Here is a 22,096-nt window from a genome sequence, read left to right as displayed (position 1 = left end):
CAGTTTGTGTGACCTGCTGAGATAGCCTTTTTCTATGTTTGGTTCCGGCGACGACAAAAAAACACCACAGCCAGCGCCTCGCGCTGATACTCCTGAGACTGCTGATCAAGCAGCCAGTGAATCCGCAGCTAAGCCTGTTAAAAAAGGCTTATTTTCTTGGTTTAGCAAAAAGAATGCTGAGCCGCAAACGCCAGAGCCTAGTGCCGCTGAGTCTACAGTGCAGGCAGCTGAAACCGCTCAACCAGAGGTTGCTCCTGAGCAAGTATCTACAGTTGTAGAGCCTCACGCAGAGCCCGCTATCCTCAATGACGAGCCTGAGCCTGATACTGCGCCAGTAGAGCAGGTCGCTGCAGCTGTTGAAGCTGTCAGCTCAACGCTTGTTAGTTCTGATCCAGTACAGCCAGTTGAGTCGCCTAGTGCGGCGCAAACAGTGAGCTCTACCGCGCTTTCTGAGCCTCAGCAAACGGCAGATGCTGAGTCGACTTTAGCGGCGACGGCTGCTTCTTTTGTGCACCATCAAGCTGATGCTCAAGTGGTTACTGAACCAGTGCCGGCTCTTATTGCTGAGCCAGTGCCTGCGCCACGTGAGCAGCAGAGCGAGCCTAGTGCTGCGCCGCTGCAACCAAGCATTACGCCAATACCTGAATTAACCACAGCGCCTGTTGCCGAGTCAGTCCCAGCACAGACCTTGGATACACCGAGCACTGCCATAGAACCTGCTCGTCCAGCCTATTCACGCTTTCGAATCAGTGGCGGTAGTGAAGTTGTTGTGCCGCCTGCGCCAGTAGCGCCGCTTGTTGTGCCAGAACCAGAAACAGAAATAGCTGGCGATGCTGACGAAGCGAAACTGGATGCAAATCTTGGTGGACAGGATAAGCCGCAAGATAACAAAGCCAGTTGGTTCGCACGTTTAAAGCAAGGCTTAGCCAAAACCAGCTCCAGTCTTGGCGAAGGCATGGCCAGCCTGTTTCTGGGTAAAAAAGAAATTGATGATGACCTGCTCGATGAGCTGGAAACGCGCTTACTGACCGCAGACGTCGGAATGGAAGCTACTACTGCCATTATGGGCAATTTAATTCGACGGGTTGCACGTAAAGAATTAGCCGACAGTGGTGCTTTGTATCAAGCGCTGCAAGTGGAAATGGCGGATTTATTGCGTCCAATTGAGCAGCCGATGCAGATCACTGCCGAGAAAAAGCCTTATGTGATTCTCGTGGTCGGTGTCAATGGCGCGGGTAAAACCACTACTATTGGTAAGTTAGCCGCACGTCTGCAAAAAGACGGCAAAAAAGTCATGTTAGCCGCCGGTGATACCTTCCGTGCTGCTGCAGTTGAACAACTGCAAGTCTGGGGTGAGCGCAATAAAATCCCAGTAATTGCCCAGCACACCGGTGCAGACTCAGCCTCAGTGATTTTTGATGCGCTGCAAGCGGCTAAATCGCGTGGCATGGATGTGCTCATTGCTGATACCGCAGGGCGCTTGCACACTAAAGACAATTTGATGGAAGAGCTGCGTAAAGTCGGTCGTGTGATGAGCAAGCTGGATGACAGCGCACCGCATGAAGTGCTGTTGGTGTTGGATGCTGGTACTGGACAAAATGCGATCAATCAAACCCGTCAGTTTAATGAAACCATTCCATTGACAGGTCTTGCGCTGACCAAGCTGGATGGCACGGCCAAAGGTGGGGTTATTTTTGCTCTGGCCAAACATTTTCAAATTCCCGTGCGCTATATTGGTGTCGGTGAAGGCATCGATGATTTGCGTGATTTTGTTGCCGATGATTTTGTTAAAGCGTTATTTGCCGAGAAGGATTCTGCATGATTCGATTTGAGCAGGTCGCAAAACGTTATCCCAACGGACATGTTGGTTTGCATGAGTTGAGTTTTCGCGTGCGCCGTGGTGAGTTTTTATTTGTCACCGGTCACTCAGGTGCTGGTAAAAGTACCATGTTGCGTTTGTTGCTCGCGATGGAGCGACCCTCAGCCGGTAAATTGCTCTTGGCTGGACAAGATCTCGCCAAAATCACCAATGCTCAGATTCCATTTTTGCGCCGCCAAATTGGAGTGGTTTTTCAAAATCACCAATTATTGTTTGATCGCAGTGTGTTTGCCAATGTGGCCTTACCGCTGCAGATTTTAGGTTTGCCGCAAGAAGAAATTAACCAGCGCGTCAGCTTAGCGCTGGAGCGGGTCAGCTTAAAAGATAAAGCCCTGCAGGCTCCTGCAGACTTATCCACTGGCCAACAGCAACGTGTTGGTATCGCTCGGGCAATTGTCCATCAGCCGGCGCTCTTACTGGCCGATGAGCCTACTGGCAACCTTGATCCGCGTCTTGCCGCTGAAATCATGTCAGTGTTTGAAGACATTAATCAACTCGGCACCACGGTGCTGATTGCCAGTCATGACTTGGCATTAATTGCACGCATGCGCCAGCGTATGCTGACCTTGCAACGTGGTCGTTTGATTGGTGATGGAGAGGCTGTCTAATGTGTTCTGCCCGTGTAACCCCAGATCAGCCCGGTGAGCGCGTTGGCGCCACGACAAAAAATCAAGTTGAGTCGTCTTTGTCCGACACCCGTGGTTTTCGTAATCAGCTGCGGGCTTGGGTGGAAAATCACCGCGCCAGTTGCAGAGACAGTGTCAGCCGTTTAGTCCGTCAGCCGCTCGGTAGTTTTTTTACCTGCTTGGTGATGGCCGTTGCTTTAAGTTTGCCGATGGGGCTGGCGCTGTTATTAGAAAATGTCAGTCAGCTCGGTGGCTCATGGCAGCGTGCTGCGCAAATCTCGCTGTTTCTAGAGTTAGACGCTGGCGATACTTACGGTGAGTTGCTGCGCGACAAAATAGCTGAACATGAGCACGTGGCTGAGGTGCAATGGATCAGCCGTGAGCAAGCGCTGGCAGAGTTCCAAGAGCAGTCTGGCTTAGGCGAAGCGTTGCGCGAATTACCTGATAATCCTTTGCCAGGCAGTATTTTAGTCACTCCAGAAGTGGTTGATAAAGACACTTTGGTGGCTTTACTGGATGAGCTGAAAAGCATGCCCAAGGTGCAGCAAGCCCAGCTTGATCTGATGTGGATTGAGCGCTTAGCGGCGATTTTGCAGATGGGTGAGCATTTTATCTTCGCGTTATCTGTGCTGCTGATTGCGGCGTTATTGCTGGTGGTGGGTAACACTATTCGCCTGCACATTGAAAATCGCCGTGTTGAAATTGAAGTGATTAAGCTGGTTGGCGGCACCGATGGCTATGTGCGTCGTCCGTTCTTATATATGGGCGTGCTCTATGGCTTAGCCGGTGGCATATTGGCTTGGTTACTGCTGGCTTTCGGTCTTGATTGGCTGAATGACTCGGTGGTGCAACTCGCACAACTGTACGGCAGTGAGTTCACTTTGTCCGGTGTGCCGGTCGAAGATGGCTTTTCCTTGCTACTTGGTGCAGTATTACTGGGTTACATCGGTGCATGGTTAGCCGTAGCACGGCACCTGCGAGAGTTATCACCGCGTTAATGGCAAAGCCTTCTAGGATAAGTGTTTCAGCATGTTTTAAAGCCCCGAAAAGGGGAACTTTATGGTTAAATTAGCGTCTTAGAATCAATAGTATTTTACAGAAATTGTTACCCGTTGGAGGATATTAATGACCACCACGACCGCATTACAAACAGCACAAATGTTAAGCCCAGGTGCGAACCTGCAGTCTTATGTGCATTCCGTTAACTCAATTCCGCTACTCTCGGTAGAGCAAGAGCGTGATTTGGGTGAACGTTTGTATTATCACCAAGATTTAGATGCTGCACGCCAATTAGTCATGGCCCACTTACGTTTTGTGGTGCATATCGCGCGTAGTTACTCAGGTTACGGCTTACCCCAAGGCGACCTGATTCAAGAAGGTAACGTGGGTTTGATGAAAGCTGTGAAGCGCTTTAATCCAGAAATGGGTGTGCGCTTAGTATCTTTTGCTGTGCACTGGATTAAAGCTGAAATTCACGAATATGTGCTGCGCAACTGGCGCATCGTTAAGGTTGCGACCACTAAAGCTCAGCGCAAACTGTTCTTTAACTTACGTCGCCAGAAAAAACGTTTAGCGTGGCTGACCAATTCTGAAGTGGATGCTGTGGCGGACTCTTTAGGTGTGGAAGCACGCGAAGTGCGCGAGATGGAAAGCCGCTTAACCGGTCACGATATGTCGTTTGATCCGTCCGATAGTGACGATGATGAGAGCGCCTATCAGTCACCTTCGAATTATCTCGAAGACCATACCTATGATCCAGCTTTGCAGTTGGAAGCCTCTGATCAGACTGAGAACTCTAGCAGTAACTTGCATGAGGCGCTGAGTCAGCTCGATGAGCGCAGTCGCGATATTCTGCAGCAACGTTGGTTGTCTGATGAAAAAGTCACCCTGCATGATCTCGCCGCACAATATGGCGTCTCGGCAGAGCGGATTCGTCAGCTTGAGAAAAACGCGATGAATAAGCTCAAAGGCAGTATTGCTGCTTAAGCTTTAGCGGGTCATATATCCTTTAAAAGGCGACTTTAAACAGTCGCCTTTTTTATTATTTGAGCACTGTGTATTGATAGCTCGGCAGGGCATGCTAAGTTGCCTCTGGATCAACAGTAATAGGCTCGAATCATCAGACGAAACCGCTAAGCGCAACACCTCAGTTTAAGGTGACACTATGTCTAAATCAGTTTTGATTATTGGCGGCAGCAGCCATATCGCACAAGCCATCGCAGAGCAGTGTCATCAGCAAGGCGCGCAGGTGAACATCATTAGTCGCCAGCCAGCACCCAAACATAGCGCTTACATTTGGCAGCAAGATGCTTTGCAGAGCGAAGGCAGCTGCCAGCACAGCGTAGAGCAAGCCTTACAACAACAGCCGGATACAGTTTTTATCTGTAATGGTGTGTTGCACGATGACTTAGGTATGCCAGAGAAAACCATTCGCCAACTGAGTAGCGAGCAGTTGCTGCAGCGCTTGCACAGCAATGTGGTTATTCCTGCGCAGTATTTACGTGCTTTGTTTCGGTATTTAACCCGTAGTCCAGAGGTTAAAGTCTTAGTGCTCAGCGCTAAAGTCGGCAGCATTACCGATAATCATTTGGGTGGTTGGTACAGCTACCGCATGAGTAAAGCGGCGTTAAATATGCTGGTTAAAAATTTCAGTTTGGAAGTCGCCAGACTTAATCCGAGTGCCTGCATTGTCTCTGTGCATCCTGGTACCACTGATACGCCGTTGTCCGAGCCATTCCAAAGTAATCTTGCGCAAGGGCAACTACAAACAGCGGCGCAGACTGCACAGCGTTTACTCAAGGTGCGCGATGGTTTAAAGCCGGAAATCAGTGGTGCGCTATTAAATTGGGATGGCAGAGTTTTACCCTTTTAATCAATTCATGCGATGCACAGATCGAATAGAGGTTGTCTTGAGCACGATAGAAAGTCAGCAACAGTACTTTGCAGTATCATTTAACTGCTTGGATCAGCGCGATTTAGTCTGCATTGGCAGTGAGTTTGAAGAGTGCAGCTTTATTGACTGTCATTTCAGCGGTGCCACCTTCGAAGCTTGTCGTTTTATTAACTGCACGTTTAATCGTTGTCAGTTGAGCTTAATCAGCCTGCCTTATACGCGGCTGTTTGGCTTGAGTTTTCTTCAGTGCAAACTGCTGGCTGTGGATTGGACGCGCGCCACCTGGTCGCAATACCACAAAGACTTTGAACTCAGTTTTCGCCAATGCCTGCTCAATGATTCATCTTTTTTCGGCTTGACCTTACAAGCGCTGGTACTTGATGAATGCAAAGTGCATGACGTGGATTTTCGTGAAGGCGATTTTTCGCAAGCCTTGATGACCAGCTGTGATTTTAGCCATAGTTTGTTTATGCGCACCAACTTACAAGGGGCAAACTTTAGCGAATCCAGTCAGCTCTCACTCAATGTGTTAGAAAATCAACTACAAGGCGCTAAGTTTTCTAAGTTTGAGGCAGTGTATTTGCTCGAGAGTTTAGGCATTGAGCTGCTGGATTGAAGAGCGATAACAATAACTTACAGCCTTTGCGAGCTGAATACCTAGGGTTGCGTATTTCTCAACTCACACAACCTTAATGGCTTCAGCAAAAAGACTCTATGCAGTACAGATCCAAGTAATACTCTTAAAATTTATAATGTGCACGCATATAGATATAGCGACCATTAAAGTTGAGTGGTGAATACTGGGAGTAAGGAACGACTTTGTCGGCAGGATCCCTCGGGTATCCTGAGTCTTCCCATGTGTCAGGTTCAGTGTCAAATAAATTTACCCCACCTAATGCCACCGTCAGTGACTGGTCAAAGTGATATGCCAGTTCCGCATCCAGCGTCCACTTGGCAGCAAAACCAACTTTGTAATGATCCAAGGTGCTGGCATAGGCGCCAAAACGATTCAAATTAAACATCAAGTCATAAGATCGAGTTGAGTAGGTGCTGCGAAGATTGAAACGATGGGCTGGTTGCCCTTGTTCCACTAGAACTCGGCTAAAAGAATCCAGCACTACGTTTTCAGCATTATTACCCAGCACTGTAGATGGTGGGTTGATGCTTTGGATGCGGGTTTTACTGTATTGGTAACCACTGCGAAACTTCAGTGTTGCGCCTTGCTTCAATTCATGGCTGTAGTCAAGACGCAAGTCTACGCCATGGGTGCGGGTTTTGATCGCGTTGGTAAAATAAACTGCGCCATCGATGTCGTATTGTTTCAGAGTCGATTTGGCTGTCGGCACACTGTCGGCTGAAATATAGGCCGTTGGCATGATGCGGTCATTGATGTCGGTGATAAAACCATCAACGCTTGCAGTAAGGTTCGCTGCAGGCTCAAAGACGAGGCCCATAGCAAAATGGGTCGATTTTTCTACTTTCAGATCTTTTGCTCCCAGCGCTCTGCTGACGGGATGATCCACTGCAAAGTTGCCCCAGAGGGTTGGAGCAGGATCGGCACTGTTGCGGTAGGAGCCTGTATAGGAAAAATGACTTTGCGTTAAGGAGGGTGCACGAAAGCCAGTATTAAGGCTGGCGCGTAGTAGCAAGGTATCGGTTGGACGAAAGCGTAAAGCCAGCTTGCCGCTAAAAGTGCTACCAAAGTCACTGGAATGATCCAAGCGTGTGGCTGTATCTAAGGTCCAGCGTTGGCTAAGCCGGTAGTTTAAATCGCCATAAATGGAGTGGGTTTGGCGTCGCTGCGATACCTCGTTGGCTAGGCCAAAACCTGGAAAACCTTGAGAACCACCGGCACTAGGGTGCGGACCTTGTACGTAAGAAGCGCTATCACCAGCGTTAATACGATAGTGCTCCTCGCGCCATTCGTAGCCGTATGACAGAGTGTGTAAACCGATTTTTTTGCTCAGGGCCAGATTCAATATCTGTTGAGTGTAGTCAGTGGATCCTGCATCAAACGAAGTTGGGCTGATGCGTCCCAGTGAAGCATTGAGCGAGTTTTTTAGGTAAAAGTGGAAGTCATTATGGCCGTGGGTGTAACTCAGGTCCCAGTGTGTGTCATCGCTGAGGATGCCTTTAGCGCCGCCGCTAAAAGAATAATCGGTTATTTTGGGGGCGATTTTTGGCAGGAAGCCATCAGGGTACAGTTCGGGAATATTTTGCTCACTATCGGCACGTCGAAAGAAAGCACCTGCATTGCTCAGTCTGCGGTTATACAACGCGTGTGAGTAAAGTGTGGTATCACCTTGCAGTAGTTCGGCATTCAGCAAGAACGAGCCATCCTGGGTGTCTGCATCACCAAAGCGTGTATTGATCCGGCCTCCGTCCTCCGTATCTGCAGCCGCACGATTACTACGGCCACGGTCGCGCCATGCCCCAGTCAAATTAATAAAACCGTCACCGCTCAGTGGCACGCTATGGAAGATGCTGGCTTGCTTATGCTCACCATCGCCTTTGCTGGTTTTTCCGTAGTGCATACGGGCTTGGCTAGATTGGCCATAGCCTTTAAGGATAATGTTGATGGTTCCAGCGATGGCATCGGAGCCATATTGAGCTGATGCGCTTTCGCGCAAAATTTCTACACGACTGACTGCATCTAAAGGAATGATGTTCAGGTCGACGCTGGAGCTGCCGCGACCTACAGTGCCATTATTGTGTAACAGCGAACTTTGATGCAGGCGCTTGCCATTGACCAGTACCAGCACTTGATCTGGGTTTAAGCCGCGCAACGTGAAGGGTGGCGCGTGGTCAGTGCCGTCGGCAATGCTGGGAGCGGGTGCGTTAAAGCCTGGCACTAGGGCCGCCAGTGCCGATATCAAGCTGGTATGACCGCTGGATTCAAGTTCTGCAGCGCTAATGACATCAATTGGCACTTCGGCATCCAGAGCGTTACGCTTGTCACCCCGCGAGCCAACTTGCGCCTTCGCTTGTGTTGTTACCTGCAGCAGCTGCTCCAGTGGTAGCTGGTAGTATTCATCTGCATCTTGGGCGGCGAACGCAGTGCTGATGCTTAAGCAAATGAGTGCGTAACCGAGCGTGTTCTTCATGGTTGTTTTTTCCGTAAAACAGTGGCAATTGAGAGCAATGGCGCAGCAATTTTTAGGCCGCTATCTAGGGCCGCGGTATGGTTGATTTTGATTTGAGCTTTTTGCTCGACAATATTGAGTTGGATGATGCCACCGTTGTCAGCAAAACCTCGTGCTGTACTGATGCTCAGCATACTGTGTTGACGGGCAAAATGGATGGCCGATAGGCGGTCGCTGGCAGTCTGTAGATTGATAAATAAAATATCGCTGCGAGCCACCTGATTAAGGGTTGCGGCGTAGCGCACTTTAACGGGTTTGTCTTTAATTTGCTTATTGTGATAAAGCTGGTCGAGCTTGGCGTCAAACAGGTTTTCACCGAGTACGGTAATCACAAAGTGTCGATGTTCTGAGGCTGGCCATTCGACATAGCTGGCAAAGCGGCCAATGAATACGGCAGTCAGTTCAGTTTCTACGTCATTGGCATAGGACTGAGGAGTCAGCCATGTCATGCTGATTATTAACCAAGATAGGAGTCGGTAGGCAAAGGGCATCTAGGCCACGCAGTAAGTATTGCGGCCAGCAGACTTGGCTTGATACATCGCTGCATCGGCGGCAGACAGCATAGCTGTAATGGATGTCTCTGCAGGGTTCTGGGCTGAGCTGTATACACCAATACTGGCGGTAACATTCAGCTTACAGCCCGGTGCGTATTCAATCTCGTGATTGGCCAGATTTTGCTGAATGCGTTCGGCAATAACAATGCAGGTTTGTAGTGGGGCATCGTCACAGACAATTAGAAACTCCTCACCACCCATGCGCGCAACCAGATCATATTCTCGGGCGCTGTCATGAAGTACCTTAGCAGTTTCTTGCAGTACCAGATCACCAGTCTGATGACCGTAGGTATCGTTGATTGTCTTGAAGAAATCCAGATCGACCATAATCAAACCGAACGGATGTTGAGTGCGCTGTGCACGGTTAATGATAGTGTTCATGAGTTCCATGGCGTGGTGCCGATTGGCAAGACCGGTTAGAGCATCGGTTGTTGCTAATTTAAACAGACGGTCATCACGCTCTTGGATATCGACCAGCATGGAGTTGAACACCTCGTAGAGGTGCTTAAATTCATCCTTATGGTCTGACTCCAAGACTGTGCGGTAGTTTTTGGTTTGCGCTACGGTACGCATACTGCTAATCAGATTAAGGATAGGTTGAGTAAAAATGGCTTGAAACTTTAATGACAAAAACAGCAGTAGGGCCACTGTCAGAGCTGATGCAAGTATTTGCATCAGTACAAACTTACGAAACTCATCCCACATGATCTGGGTGTCAGACAGCAGTGTTAGGGTGCCAATGGCTTGGCCTTCGAAAAATACCGGTTTCACTACTCCCATCCAGTCTGGCTGAATATGTTCGAGCAATTGATCGGGCTGCTGCGGCGTGCGCTCTTTAAGAATCTGCTCAAGTGCTTGCTTATGGATCTGTGCGCGCTCAGCTTGTAAAAAGTTAGGCTGATATTGACTGAGAATCTGACCGTTATTGTTTGTGACAATTGCCAGTAAAATATGTGGATTGGCATGCAGCGAAGCTAAAATCTTACTGGCGCTGCTTGCATCATTAAACGCAAGTGCAGCCTGCATATTTTCACTGATGACATCAGTCAGTTGGTGTAGCACCTGCATGGATGACTTCGACTGTGTCAAATACATTGAAGACACCATGATTAGTGAAGAAATCAGCAGCGCAAAGCCTCCACTTAAGCCCAGCAGAATAATCAGCTTATAGCGTATTGCGAGTCTGTTGAGCATTGCCATGGCTGCCTTTGTGATTGTATTTGGTTGGATCTGCGAGCGGGCTATTGCTTAGAACTAGTGTTGGGCCACTGCCATTATATCAATAAAATATCTGCTGTCTTGGGTAATATCAAGTTGCTAGTATTGTTTGCGTTCTGAAGCAGCCGGCCATGCCTGCGAAGCACTTTGCAGTCAAGAATCTATTTGCGATACAGCTGCGCTGCTACCAGCAAACTTAGCAAACCTTGCACTTATCCTCGTTGCAGATCGAGCATTTATGCCTGACTTGCGCTCCCTGCAGCAGAACAGACGTTACTCTGCAAACACCGCATCAATGCTGTCAGCGAAGAGCACTCGCTCTATCCAGAGATCCAGCTCGGCGTGACTGGCTTGGAATAGGCGCTGTTGGTACTCGCGAGCTTGCTAGTCTAAGTGCGGGTGCGGGTGCGGGTGCAGATGCAGGCCAGCGGCCCGCGCTCCCAAGAGGATGATCAGCGTCTCTGCGAGGCGCGTAGCGACGTGGCAGCCTATGCTTTTCTTCGGCACTCGCTTGCAGGATGAAGGTAGGGAATTGCATTCGCGGGCATGGCTCGCTCTTACGGGTTTTTGTGATGGCATGAGCGTGGGCGTTAGCACTCTTTAGCAGGCCAGGCCTGCGCTGCAGACTGTGCTTAACCCAGCTAAAACGGCCAAAACATGGGAATAAAGATCACGCCCAAGAGCCAAAAAATAGTATTGAGCGGCAAGCCAACTTTTATAAAGTCACTGAACTTATAGCCGCCGGCGTTATACACCATCATATTGGTTTGGTAGCCCACTGGGGTCATAAAGCTGGTTGAGGCGGCGAAGGTAATGGCAATTAAAAAAGGTGTGGCATCTGCTCCCATCAGTTGTGCGGTGGAGAAGCCGATTGGGGTAAGTAGCACGGCTGCGGCTGAGTTACTCATCAGTTCACCTAATGCCAGCGCCATCAAGTACAGCACTGCCAGTACCACATGGGGTCCCAAATGGCTGACTAAACCGATGCTGTTGTCCACTAAAAACTGCGCTGCACCGCTGCTGCTCATGGCAATCCCAAGGGGTAACAGTCCAGCAATTAGAGTCACAATCGACCAGTCGGTGCTCTCGTACACATCATCAGCATGGACACAGCCTGCCAGAGTCATCGCCACCGCGCCGGTTAAAGCGGCAATTGCGGTTGGTAGCCAGCCGATGGCCGAGACAGTGACCACTGCAGCCATAATGGCGATAGCAAAGGGTGCTCGCCAACCGTAGTTTTGTGTCGCCTCGCGTTGTGAAATAACGATCACGCTTTTATCTTTACGCAGAGCAGCCAAATCTTTTTCTGGTAACGCCAGCAGCAAAATATCACCAATACGCAGACGTAAACTATTCAGCTGCTCGCGCACGACTTGTCCACGACGCTGTACACCCATCACCGACGCGTTGTAACGCCAGCTACGGTTTAAAACGGCGAGCAAGCGTCCTGCTGCACGCGACTGTGGCGCGATCATCACTTCGGCCAGTACGGATTTTTCCTGTTTCTCACCTTTGAGTTGAAAGTCAGTTTGGGTATTGAACTCGAGTTTTTGTTCATCTTTAAGGGTTTCAAGATCAGACCAAACCCCGCGTGCCAGTAAAATATCACCTACACGTAACTCTTCTGAGCGCGGTGACCAATACTTTTCTCCGTCGCGCAGTAATTCTAAGATATAGACATTGTAGTCTTTACTGAGCTTGGCTTCTTCGACGCTGCTACCCAATAATTTCGAGTCTTCGGTGACTTTTAGCTCGCTAATATAGTGACCAAACTCGTAGAGGTTTTCTAAGTCGGCGCTGCGCACATCAGGTAATAACCAGCGACCAAAGGTCAGCAGATACAAGCAGCCCGCGCTTGCACAAATCAGTGCTAGAGGTAAAAACTCAAACATACTAAAGCCTGGGTGACCGAGGTCTTTGGCTATAGAGTTGACCAGCAGGTTGGTAGAAGAGCCAATCAAGGTTACTACGCCCATCATTTGCGCAACATAGGAGAGGGGGATCAATGTTTTCGACGGCGATAAACCAACTTTTAAGCTGGCAGCAATGACGATAGGAATAAAGATTGCGACGACTGCGGTGTTATTGACGAAGGGCGCAATTAAAGCTAGCAGACCAAACAGCATCAGCAAAAACTGTAAAGGTGAACGAGCGGCACCTAGTAAGCGTTGGATGCCAGCAAGAGCACCACTGTTTTGCAGCCCTGCAGCAAGGATAAACATCGAGGCCACAGTGATGGTGGCGGGGTTACTAAAGCCGCTTAAAGCTTGGCTGGGGCTGACCAAGTCAAGCAAAGTTAAGCTCACCAGCACTAAGATGGCAATGGCATCAATACGCAGTTTTTCGGTCACAAACAGCGTCATGGCTGCGATAGTAATGAGCAAAACGAGCACAATTTCATAGGTCATAAACGTCTCGCCTAATATGTTTAATTACCGGGATGATTTTTTGACAGCTGTAGTATGTGCTTGGTGCCCTGGTTTACCAATCAAGTGATGCAGGACAGTTAAGGATCTGGGGTTGCCTGCTGCGCAAAGTGTCTGCCAATTAGACACAAACCCATAGCAACTAAACCAAGCGCCAGTAAGGCCAGCGGCAGGGTGTAGAGTGTTGGCGCCGCGATGATACTGGCGATAAAGCCGATGGTAGCGGCCAGTAAAAACTGGATCAGGCCCATCAACGCCGAGGCAATGCCTGCATGTTGTTGAGTATGCGCCATGGTTAACGCGGTGAGGTTGCCGGTAATTAAACCGAGCATGGCCATGCCTAAGCCGAGCAGAATGCTGTAGTTCCATAAGGCAGCCCAGCCAAACTGCACTATGCTCAGCAGTAGGACACCAATAACAATAAAACCGCCTAGACCGATAAAGAGCACGCGTTTGACGCTGTAAAACTTTAATAAACGCAGGTTGATTTGGCTGATTGCGATCATCACCATCGCATTGGCAGCAAAAATATAACTGAATTGGGTAGGCGACAGGCCAAACATTTCAATAAACACAAAGGGTGAATTGTTGATATAAATAAACAAGCAGCCCAATGTGCAGCTGGCAGCCAGAGTGTAAAAGAAGAAGCTTGGATTGCTCAGTTGGATCGCATAGTTACGCACGATACTGCGCACTGATAGTGGCACTCGGCGCTCTACCGCTAAGGTTTCCGGGAGCAAACGTACAGTGAATGCACCACAGATGATGCCGAGTAAGGCCAGCACCCAAAAAATCAAATGCCACTCGCCGTACAATAAAATCAGCCCGCCCAGCATCGGAGCGGTGATCGGTGCGATCATCATGACTTGCATTAACATCGAATAAATACGCGCCGAACTCTGTGGATCACAGGTGTCGGTGACCACTGCGCGCGATGCGACAGAGCCGGCTGCCGCGCCAATGGCTTGTAAAAAACGTGCGACCAATAAGCCTTCAAAGCTGGTGGTTAAAGCGGCAAACAGAGAGCCTAAGATAAATAACCCAATACCGATCAATAAGGGTGGTTTACGCCCGAAGCGATCCAGTAGCGGCCCATACAGCCCCTGACCAATGCCTAAGCCAATCAAAAAGATGGTGAGGGTTTGTTGCACTTGCCCCGCAGTAATATCCAAACTGGTGGCCACAGTGGGAAAGGCCGGCAAGTACATATCAATCGCCGCCGCCACCAGAGCACTGAGGGAAGCGAGGAGGATAATCAGTTGTAAGCTGAGTGAGTTCTTAGTTAGCGTGATAACGAGATCCTTAGAAAGCTTTAGTGTTGCAATGCGCAGTTGATTGATCAGGATGCGAATTGTTGCATCTTAATTTATAAATACTCTGGGCTTTAGCGGGTAAAGACACAGGTGAGGTAACGATTACTAAAACCATAGCGCAGCATAGAAGATAAGCGTTTTATTAGGTACAGAGGATTCTTAAGGTAATAGCGTAACACGGCATTGCCCACCCCTTGCGAGCGGTGTTTTTTTTGTAGGTCGGGCTGTGCTGAAAATAAGCCTTTGAATTGCCACCATTGAATTTGCTCAAAGTGCTCAATTGAGTGCAATTCAAATGCACTAAATAAACGTAAAAAAGAGCTTTGGCTAAAGTCATGTAAGTGGTGAGGGTTGCCATCTAAGGTTGGTGTTATCGGCACTGAAGCAATTAAACGGCCGCTTGCGCTGAGTAATTTAACCTGATTGCTTGCCAGAGTGACAGGGCAAGGCAGATGCTCTATGGTTTCCAAGCTGACAATGGTATCAAAGGGCTGCAGCGCACTGAACTGTTCAGCATTGGCGCAGATGAACTGTAAGTTATCGCTTTGATAGTGTTGCTGGGCATAGGCGATAGCTTCGGGGTCTAAATCAACGCCGGTCACTTGTTTTTCAGGATGTTGTTGAGCCAGCAAAAAAGTGCCATAGCCACAACCGCAGGCCATATCGAGAATGCTCTCGCCTTGTGCATGTTGCGCTGCAAATTGGTAACGCTCAAGATGAATGCGTAGAGTGTTTTGATCATCAAGACAGTTTTTATCGAGTTGGTTTGGATAAATCCGTTCAATGGTTTGCATGCAGTTCTCTTTATGTTTTGTTTTTATTTTTTCAACATGGCACGGATATCCGCTAAAGCCGTGTTGCCACGCGCCGCTTTTACTTCCACCGGAGCTTCATCCAGTCCTTCCCATTGCAAATCTTCAGCCGGCAATTCATCAAGAAAGCGGCTCGGTAAGCAGTCGATGATTTCACCATACTGTTTGCGTTTACTGGCAAAGGTAAAGGTTAGGTTTTGCTTCGCACGGGTAATACCAACATAGGCCAAACGGCGTTCTTCTTCGATGGTATCGGCTTCAATACTGGAGCGGTGCGGCAGAATTTCTTCTTCCATGCCCATGATATACACACTGGGAAACTCCAAACCTTTGGAGGCGTGCAGGGTCATCATCTGTACACCTTCAGCACCATCTTCGTCTTCTTCTTGACGCTCGAGCATATCGCGTAAAACCAGCTTGGCGATGGCTTCTTCAATGGTCATCTCTCCTTCGTCGTCGCGCTCCAAGGTGTTTTTTAGCGCATCAATCAGAAACCAAACGTTACTCATCCGGTATTCGCAGGCTTTTTCACTGGAGCTGTTTTGCCGGATCCAGTTTTCGTAATCAATATCAATGATCATTTCTTTTAGCGCCGCAATCGGATCTTCGCTAAAGCAGCGCTGGCGCAGCTTATCCATATAATGTTTAAAACGTGCTAAACGCTCGGTATAGCGAGCGTTTAAATGTTCGCCTAAGCCTATTTCTGCACAGGCTTCGTACATGGAGACCTGACGCTCGGCGGCATAGTTACTAAGCTTTTCCAGAGTGGTAGAACCAATCTCACGGCGCGGCACGTTAATCACACGTAAGAAAGCATTGTCGTCATCTGGATTGACCAGTAAGCGAAAGTACGACATCAAATCTTTCACTTCTTGGCGGCCAAAGAAGCTGGTGCCTCCCGATAAGCGGTAGGGGATTTTATGCACCTGCAGCTTCAATTCCATGATTTTGGCTTGATAGTTACCACGGTATAAAATCGCAAAATCACTGTAAGGGCGTTGAGTACGCATGTGCTCGGTGAGAATTTCGATGGCAATGCGTTCGGCTTCAGCGTCTTCATTACGGCAGCGAATCACGCGGATTTCATCGCCATGGCCCATTTCACTCCACAGCTCTTTGGTAAACACGTGCGGATTGTTAGCGATGAGGATATTGGCGCATTTAAGAATACGACTGGTGGAGCGATAGTTTTGCTCCAGCATAACGATTTTTAGCGAAGGAAAATCCTCTTTGAGTTGCATCAGATTTTCCGGTCGCGCACCACGCCAGGCATAAATCGATTGGTCGTCATCGCCAACCACGGTGAACTGCGCGCGCTCAGTCACCAGTAGTTTGACCAGTAAATACTGGCTGGTATTGGTGTCTTGGTATTCATCCACCAACATATAACGGATGCGGTTACGCCACTTATCCAATACCTCTGGGTGGTTTTGAAAGAGTTTGACCGGTTGAAAAATCAGGTCATCAAAATCCACTGCGTTGTAGGCTTTAAGTGTGCGCTGATAATGGCTGTAGACGATGGCTGCAGTTTGTTCCTTGCCGCCGCGCGCCAGTTCTAAAGCTTCTTCTGGCAGGACTAAATCATTCTTCCATTTGCTGATCTGGTTTTTAACTTCATCGGCGCCATCATCACCGGCGTATTCTTTTTGCATAATGTCAGTGAGTAGGTTTTTAACATCGGAATCATCAAAAATAGAGAAGCCGGGTTTGTAACCGAGCAGCGCATGCTCACGGCGGATAATGTTTAGACCTAAGTTGTGAAAAGTGGACACGGTTAGACCATGACCTTCCGCACCGCGTAATAAAGAGGTGACGCGCTCTTTCATTTCCCGTGCGGCCTTATTGGTAAAGGTCACCGCGACGATATGCCGAGCTGAGATACCGCATTGCTGAATTAAATAAGCAATTTTACGGGTGATCACGCTGGTTTTTCCTGAGCCAGCACCGGCCAGCACCAGCATCGGGCCGCTGATGTAATTGACTGCTTCTTGTTGGCGGGGATTGAGCTTAGACATGAACAGACCGCTAGGATGTAAAGCCGTTATTCTAGCATTGAAGTCGCCGGTCGAGGATCAATCGGCATGCATTGCCTCTGTTTACAGACCTGTGCCGAGACGGTTGCAGCACAGGTAACAGAATAAAAAGGCGCTCTGATGAGAGCGCCTTGGTTGTCGAGCAGTAAAATTAACGTACGACGTGCAAGAAGTGCATGTGCTGTTCGTACTGATCGAGAATGTCATCAATCACTTCTTCACGCGACCAGCCCATGATGTCATAGTCTTGGCCGCCTTCAAGTAAGTGCACTTCGGCACGGAAGTACTTACGTTCTTCGCGATCCTCTTCTTCATCATCGGGCATAATAAAGTCAGGTTGCACATAAGCACGCGGGCGTATTTCGTAGACGAAGTTGACCTCGGCGTTGTGCTGCACTTCGATCTTGCTGCGCTTGTCATCGCCGCTAATCACTTCAACAGCATAACCTTGTTTACGCAGCTCAACGGCTACTTCTTCAAATCCTGGGAGTACCACTTCATCAATAAAACGATTGACGTGAGATCGGCGTGGGAACATCACCATGCTGCGTAGACGACGTTGCCAGCCGCCAGTGCTTTTGTGTTTGCGCGAGTAATGCGTAGCACTTTGATGTCTGAGCACGCGCTTGGTTGAGTCAAGGTGCAGTGCTTTGAATAAGCCCCAAATCGATATCAGCAAGATAATCGAGAAGGGCAGTGCACTGGCAATGGTGGCAGATTGTAATGCGCCTAAACCACCGGTGAGCAGCAATGTAATGGCGACAATACCGGTTGAAGAAGCCCAGAAAATACGCTGCCATAACGGTGTTTCTGTTTTACCGCCAGAGGCGAGCATATCGATGACTAAAGAGCCGGAGTCAGCCGAAGTCACAAAGAACAATATCACCATACAGACAGCGACCATCGACAGCACGCTGGAGAAAGGGAAGTGTTCTAAGAAAGCAAATAAGGCTAAGGACGTATCGGCGTTGACCTGATCCGCAAGGCTAGTAATACCCTCATTCATGATCATGTTGATGGAAGTGTTACCAAACACCGTCATCCACATGAAAGTAAAACCTGTAGGAACCAGTAGTACGCCGGTTAAAAACTCACGAATGGTACGGCCGCGCGAAACACGGGCAATAAACATACCGACAAAAGGTGACCAAGAGAGCCACCAACCCCAATACAGCAGGGTCCAACCACCTAACCAATCGGTTGGCTCGTAAGCAAACAGGTTAAAGGTGTTGCTAACGATCTCAGATAAATAGCCGCCAGTGTTTTCCACAAAGCTTTTTAGTAGCAGCGCGGTTGGGCCGAGCATCAGTACTAAAACTAAGAGGATTACCGCTAAGGACAGGTTGATTTCCGATAAAATCCGAATACCTTTATCCAAGCCCGTTGCTACTGACAACGTAGCTAGGGCGGTAATCACTACGATCAACATCACTTGAATATTGGTGCCAACCGGCAAACCAAATAAGTAGTTAAAACCACTGTTGATTTGTAAAACGCCGTAACCCAGCGAGGTGGCAATACCTAAAACGGTGCTGATGATGGCGAAAATATCAACCGCATGGCCGATAGGACCGTAAATGCGCTCACCAATCAATGGATACAGCGCTGAACGCAATGTTAGCGGCAAGCCATGGCGGTAAGAGAAGAAGGCGAGAATCAACGCAACAACGGCGTAAATAGCCCAAGCATGCAGACCCCAGTGGAAAAAGGTCAGTTTCATGGCTTCGCGTGCGGCTTCTACGGTATTGGGGTCTCCCACAGGTGGTGCAATAAAGTGCATCACAGGTTCGGCGACACCGAAGAACATCAAGCCAATACCCATACCGGCAGAGAACAGCATGGCGAACCATGAAGTGCTTTTATAGTCCGGTTGACTGTGGTCTGGCCCGAGCTTGATATCACCGTAACGACTAGCCGCCATAAATATAGCCGACAGTAGAACGAGAGCAACCGCAAGGACATAGAACCAGCTGACGTTTTCAACGATCCATGCCTGCATATCGCCAAAAAATCTTTGTGCAGTTTCTGGCAACACACTGGCAAATAAAACCAGTAAAGCAATAAGCACGGCGGACGTATAAAACACGGGCGGGCTAATCGTAGCACTGCGTTTAGTGGGTGCTTCCATGGGAACTCCTTAAAGGTGCTAAATCACATATAGCGCAATGATATCAGCTTGTTTATTTTCTTTTTATAAAGCATCTATAGCTCATGTCAAACAGCGCTATAAATCTAGCTTATTTTCAGCTTAAAAAAAGCCCCCAATCTTAATTGATAACGATTGGAGGCTCTGTGCATCAGCAGATCGGCTGGTGAAGGCTTAGTCTGTGTGCGAGGTTAGTAACGCAGGTTTTTCTTTGCGTGAACGTGATTCGAGCTGTTCCAATTGCTCAAGGCTTGGCAAACGCTCGCCTTTACGAATAATCAAAGGCTGTGGAGCGCTACGAGCTTCACGAACCGCAGGCGTCTCGTTCGCGCCGACATAGCGTCTGTCTTCACGACGAGGGCTATTGCGTGGTTTGTTTGCTGGTCTGCGCTTATCCGCTGCAGCTGGTGCGCTGCCACTGCGCTCTTGGCGTGCAGTGCGTCCGGCGTTAGCTGCAGTCGCAGTTGCAGGCGCGCTACTGTTTGGACGACGACCACGGCCTTTACCCTGATACGGGCTAACGTAATCAACGCTGTTACCAAAGTTATCAATGGCATCATCGAGAAATACTTCTGGATCGCGGTTGGCCGGTAACGAAGGAGCAGCAGCCGTTGCTGTGGCTGAACGCTCATTGCGTGTGTTGCGCGGATTACGTGCGCGTTGGCCAGGCTTAGCGGCAGTACTGCCTTCACTGCGTTCAGTTGAACGTGCTTCAGGGCGCTTGCCTCTTGGCTTGTCAGTGCTGCTGGTTTTATCTGCTGCAGCACGCGGTGCATTACGACCAGAGCCGCTACCACGTGTTGGGCGTGGTGCGCGCGGCTCAGCTTTTTCAATCACCACAGTGCTTGGGTCAAAACCTAAAGAATCACCGTCTTCGATATTTTGACGGGTCATGCGCTCAATGCTTTTCAGCAAACGCTCTTCGTCTGGGGCAACCAGCGAAATCGCTTGGCCAGCACGGCCAGCACGACCGGTACGACCGATACGGTGCACATAGTCTTCTTCAACGTTAGGTAATTCAAAGTTAACCACGTGCGGCAGTTGGTCAATGTCTAAACCGCGCGCAGCAATATCAGTGGCAACGAGGATGCGAACGCTACCGGCTTTAAAGTCAGCCAAAGCCTTGGTGCGTGCATTTTGGCTTTTGTTGCCATGAATTGCCGCAGAAGGTAGACCGTTTTTATCCAAGTACTCAGCGAGGCGGTTAGCGCCATGCTTAGTACGGGTGAACACCAGAACTTGCTCCCACGCGCCGAGAGTAATCAAGTGAGCGAGCAGGGCGCGCTTGAGTGACGCTTGAATACGGAACACGCGCTGTTCAATACGCTCAACCGTGGTGTTGGGCGGCGTGACTTCAATGCGCTCAGGGTTGTGGAGCAAACGACCCGCTAAGTTGGTGATGTCTTGCGAGAAAGTCGCAGAGAACAACAAGTTTTGGCGTTTGCTCGGCAATTTAGCTAAGACTTTTTTCACGTCATGGATAAAGCCCATATCAAGCATACGGTCGGCTTCATCTAAGACTAAAATTTCAACACCGCTTAAATCAATTTTGCCTTGATTGACCAAGTCTAATAAACGACCTGGGCAAGCGACTAAAACATCCAGACCTTTGGCGACCGCGTTGACCTGCGGATTCATGCCAACACCGCCAAAAATACAGGCGCTGACAAAAGGTAAGTCGCGGGCATACAGTCTAAAACTGTCATGCACTTGCGCAGCCAGTTCACGTGTTGGGGTTAATACCAAAACACGGGGCTGACGCGGACGGTGGCGCTGCTCGCGGTCAGGCTTACCGTTAGGGAACAGAATTTCTAAAATAGGCAGAGCAAAACCGCCAGTTTTACCGGTACCGGTTTGTGCGGCAACCATGAGGTCGCGACCTTGTAGTGCCGGTGGAATCGCCAGTAATTGCACAGGCGATGGAGATGTATAGCCGGCAGCTTCAACGGCATTAACCAGAGCCTGAGAGAGGCCTAGTGAGGAAAAGGACATGCAGTCTTCCTGTTGTCGGCGACCCGCCGACTTTGGGGCGCAAAATTATAAATGCTCCATACAAGTGCATAAAAAGTATGCACTCCATCCACGAATCATGTCCTGCGCTGGGCATAAAACTGGATGGAGGTATATCGCTATAGTGGCCTGGTGGCCTTTTTTCAGCGGTTAAGCTTGAGATTATCCCAAACAGCTAAACTGGGTTCAGCTTGATTAAGTGTGTAGAAGTGCAAACCCGGCGCGCCACCTTCTAGTAGGCGTTCGCACATGTTGGTAATGACTTCTGCACCGAAGGCTTGAATGCTTGCTGTGTCGTCGCCGTACGCTTCCAGTTGTTTGCGTATCCAGCGCGGTAGCTCAGCACCACAAGAATCAGAAAAGCGTGCCAATTTACTGTAATTGGTAATCGGCATAATGCCTGGCACGATTGGGATATCAATGCCAAGTTTACGCGCTCGATCAACAAAATAGAAGTAACAATCGGCATTAAAGAAATATTGAGTGATCGCGCTATCAGCACCAGCCTGCACTTTGCGCGCGAAATTTTGCAAATCTACTTCAAAATCGCGGGCTTGTGGGTGCATCTCGGGATAAGCCGCCACTTCAATATAAAAGTGGTCGCCGGTTTCGTGGCGGATGAACTCGACTAACTCATTGGCGTAGCGCAACTCACCGTTGGCCATACCCATCCCGGATGGCAAATCACCACGCAGGGCTACAATGCGTTTAATACCTGCATCTTTATACAAATGCAGCAGTTCGCGTAAATCTTCTTTGCTGTCGCCGACACAGGATAAGTGCGGTGCAGTCGGGACTTTGATTTCGCCATCTAATTGTAAAACGGTGTTCAAAGTACGGTCACGGGTTGAGCCGCCGGCACCATAAGTGCAAGAGAAAAACTCAGGATTATAGGTAGCTAGTTGCGTTGCCGTTGCCAGCAGCTTTTCATGGCCAGCATCGGTTTTGGTGGGGAAGAACTCAAAACTAATACGAGATTGATTGCTCATATAACACGTCCCTAAATGTCAAAGTGTCTGGGCAGCCGAAAGTGCAAAAGAGGC

The 22,096-nt window shown here is 49.2% G+C and carries 16 protein-coding genes; 6 read left to right on the top strand and 10 right to left on the bottom strand.

The annotated features are described in order from the left end of the window. Positions 1–34: 34 nt before the first annotated feature. From ftsY to H591_RS0112295, 6 genes are all read left to right on the top strand, one after another. Positions 35–1,822 (top strand): signal recognition particle-docking protein FtsY, encoded by a 1,788-nt coding sequence (gene ftsY / locus H591_RS15425; RefSeq protein ID WP_022967269.1) that lies wholly within the window; start codon positions 35–37, stop codon positions 1,820–1,822. Continuing rightward, positions 1,819–2,487 carry a cell division ATP-binding protein FtsE gene (gene ftsE / locus H591_RS0112315; RefSeq protein WP_022967268.1) on the top strand — a complete coding sequence of 223 codons (669 nt, stop codon included), beginning with the start codon at positions 1,819–1,821 and terminating at the stop codon, positions 2,485–2,487. Before ftsY ends, ftsE begins: the two co-directional genes overlap by 4 nt. After that, a complete protein-coding gene (gene ftsX, locus H591_RS0112310; protein WP_022967267.1) occupies positions 2,487–3,503 on the top strand; it encodes a permease-like cell division protein FtsX in 1,017 nt (338 codons plus the stop codon). Before ftsE ends, ftsX begins: the two co-directional genes overlap by 1 nt. 127 nt (positions 3,504–3,630) lie before the next feature. Continuing rightward, positions 3,631–4,491 (top strand): RNA polymerase sigma factor RpoH, encoded by an 861-nt coding sequence (gene rpoH, locus H591_RS0112305; protein ID WP_022967266.1) that lies wholly within the window; start codon positions 3,631–3,633, stop codon positions 4,489–4,491. Between the two features lie 178 nt (positions 4,492–4,669). Further along, positions 4,670–5,377, top strand: coding sequence for an SDR family NAD(P)-dependent oxidoreductase (locus H591_RS0112300; RefSeq protein WP_022967265.1), 708 nt, complete (start codon positions 4,670–4,672; stop codon positions 5,375–5,377). A 37-nt stretch (positions 5,378–5,414) separates the two neighbouring features. Further along, positions 5,415–6,014: a pentapeptide repeat-containing protein gene (locus tag H591_RS0112295; protein WP_022967264.1), complete on the top strand. Its 600-nt coding sequence runs from the start codon at positions 5,415–5,417 to the stop codon at positions 6,012–6,014. A 124-nt stretch (positions 6,015–6,138) separates the two neighbouring features. On the opposite strand, the gene H591_RS0112290 is transcribed toward H591_RS0112295, so the two are convergent. The 10 genes from H591_RS0112290 to metF form a co-directional block, all read right to left on the bottom strand. Next, positions 6,139–8,502: a TonB-dependent receptor plug domain-containing protein gene (locus tag H591_RS0112290; protein ID WP_022967263.1), complete on the bottom strand. Its 2,364-nt coding sequence runs from the start codon at positions 8,500–8,502 to the stop codon at positions 6,139–6,141. Next, complete coding sequence (locus H591_RS0112285) at positions 8,499–8,990, bottom strand: YfiR family protein (RefSeq protein WP_022967262.1); 492 nt, start codon at positions 8,988–8,990, stop codon at positions 8,499–8,501. The genes H591_RS0112290 and H591_RS0112285 overlap by 4 nt, the downstream gene beginning before the upstream one ends. A 42-nt stretch (positions 8,991–9,032) precedes the next feature. Beyond that, on the bottom strand, positions 9,033–10,289 hold the full coding sequence (locus H591_RS15755) for a sensor domain-containing diguanylate cyclase (RefSeq protein WP_022967261.1): 1,257 nt from the start codon (positions 10,287–10,289) through the stop codon (positions 9,033–9,035). Positions 10,290–10,954: 665 nt separating this feature from the next. Then, positions 10,955–12,721 carry an SLC13 family permease gene (locus H591_RS0112275; protein WP_022967260.1) on the bottom strand — a complete coding sequence of 589 codons (1,767 nt, stop codon included), beginning with the start codon at positions 12,719–12,721 and terminating at the stop codon, positions 10,955–10,957. 98 nt (positions 12,722–12,819) lie between these two features. After that, the gene (locus H591_RS0112270) at positions 12,820–13,992 is read right to left on the bottom strand and encodes a multidrug effflux MFS transporter (protein WP_269746527.1); all 1,173 of its coding nucleotides are present in this window, start codon (positions 13,990–13,992) and stop codon (positions 12,820–12,822) included. Positions 13,993–14,123: 131 nt separating this feature from the next. Then, positions 14,124–14,846 carry a class I SAM-dependent methyltransferase gene (locus tag H591_RS0112265; RefSeq protein ID WP_022967258.1) on the bottom strand — a complete coding sequence of 241 codons (723 nt, stop codon included), beginning with the start codon at positions 14,844–14,846 and terminating at the stop codon, positions 14,124–14,126. A 23-nt stretch (positions 14,847–14,869) separates the two neighbouring features. After that, positions 14,870–16,879, bottom strand: coding sequence for a DNA helicase Rep (gene rep, locus H591_RS0112260; protein ID WP_022967257.1), 2,010 nt, complete (start codon positions 16,877–16,879; stop codon positions 14,870–14,872). A gap of 169 nt (positions 16,880–17,048) precedes the next feature. Then, positions 17,049–19,025, bottom strand: coding sequence for a BCCT family transporter (locus H591_RS0112255; RefSeq protein WP_022967256.1), 1,977 nt, complete (start codon positions 19,023–19,025; stop codon positions 17,049–17,051). 192 nt (positions 19,026–19,217) lie between these two features. Continuing rightward, positions 19,218–21,035: a DEAD/DEAH box helicase gene (locus H591_RS0112250; RefSeq protein WP_022967255.1), complete on the bottom strand. Its 1,818-nt coding sequence runs from the start codon at positions 21,033–21,035 to the stop codon at positions 19,218–19,220. Positions 21,036–21,196: 161 nt separating this feature from the next. After that, entirely contained in the window at positions 21,197–22,042 is an 846-nt protein-coding gene (metF, locus tag H591_RS0112245; RefSeq protein ID WP_022967254.1) for a methylenetetrahydrofolate reductase [NAD(P)H], read from the bottom strand. Positions 22,043–22,096: the final 54 nt, after the last annotated feature.

Origin of the sequence: Denitrificimonas caeni DSM 24390 (genome assembly GCF_000421765.1) — a bacterium.
GTDB lineage: Bacteria > Pseudomonadota > Gammaproteobacteria > Pseudomonadales > Pseudomonadaceae > Denitrificimonas > Denitrificimonas caeni.
This window is presented reverse-complemented; position numbering and strand designations above follow the sequence as displayed.

Excerpts from the sequence above, each read along its gene's own strand:
- H591_RS15755 (WP_022967261.1), bottom strand. The coding sequence starts at position 10,289 with ATGCTCAACAGACTCGCAATACGCTATAAGCTGATTATTCTGCTGGGC.
- H591_RS0112290 (WP_022967263.1), bottom strand. The coding sequence starts at position 8,502 with ATGAAGAACACGCTCGGTTACGCACTCATTTGCTTAAGCATCAGCACT.
- rpoH (WP_022967266.1), top strand. The coding sequence starts at position 3,631 with ATGACCACCACGACCGCATTACAAACAGCACAAATGTTAAGCCCAGGT.
- ftsY (WP_022967269.1), top strand. The coding sequence starts at position 35 with ATGTTTGGTTCCGGCGACGACAAAAAAACACCACAGCCAGCGCCTCGC.
- ftsE (WP_022967268.1), top strand. The coding sequence starts at position 1,819 with ATGATTCGATTTGAGCAGGTCGCAAAACGTTATCCCAACGGACATGTT.
- H591_RS0112300 (WP_022967265.1), top strand. The coding sequence starts at position 4,670 with ATGTCTAAATCAGTTTTGATTATTGGCGGCAGCAGCCATATCGCACAA.
- H591_RS0112285 (WP_022967262.1), bottom strand. The coding sequence starts at position 8,990 with ATGACATGGCTGACTCCTCAGTCCTATGCCAATGACGTAGAAACTGAA.
- H591_RS0112255 (WP_022967256.1), bottom strand. The coding sequence starts at position 19,025 with ATGGAAGCACCCACTAAACGCAGTGCTACGATTAGCCCGCCCGTGTTT.
- metF (WP_022967254.1), bottom strand. The coding sequence starts at position 22,042 with ATGAGCAATCAATCTCGTATTAGTTTTGAGTTCTTCCCCACCAAAACC.
- H591_RS0112275 (WP_022967260.1), bottom strand. The coding sequence starts at position 12,721 with ATGACCTATGAAATTGTGCTCGTTTTGCTCATTACTATCGCAGCCATG.
- ftsX (WP_022967267.1), top strand. The coding sequence starts at position 2,487 with ATGTGTTCTGCCCGTGTAACCCCAGATCAGCCCGGTGAGCGCGTTGGC.
- rep (WP_022967257.1), bottom strand. The coding sequence starts at position 16,879 with ATGTCTAAGCTCAATCCCCGCCAACAAGAAGCAGTCAATTACATCAGC.
- H591_RS0112250 (WP_022967255.1), bottom strand. The coding sequence starts at position 21,035 with ATGTCCTTTTCCTCACTAGGCCTCTCTCAGGCTCTGGTTAATGCCGTT.
- H591_RS0112265 (WP_022967258.1), bottom strand. The coding sequence starts at position 14,846 with ATGCAAACCATTGAACGGATTTATCCAAACCAACTCGATAAAAACTGT.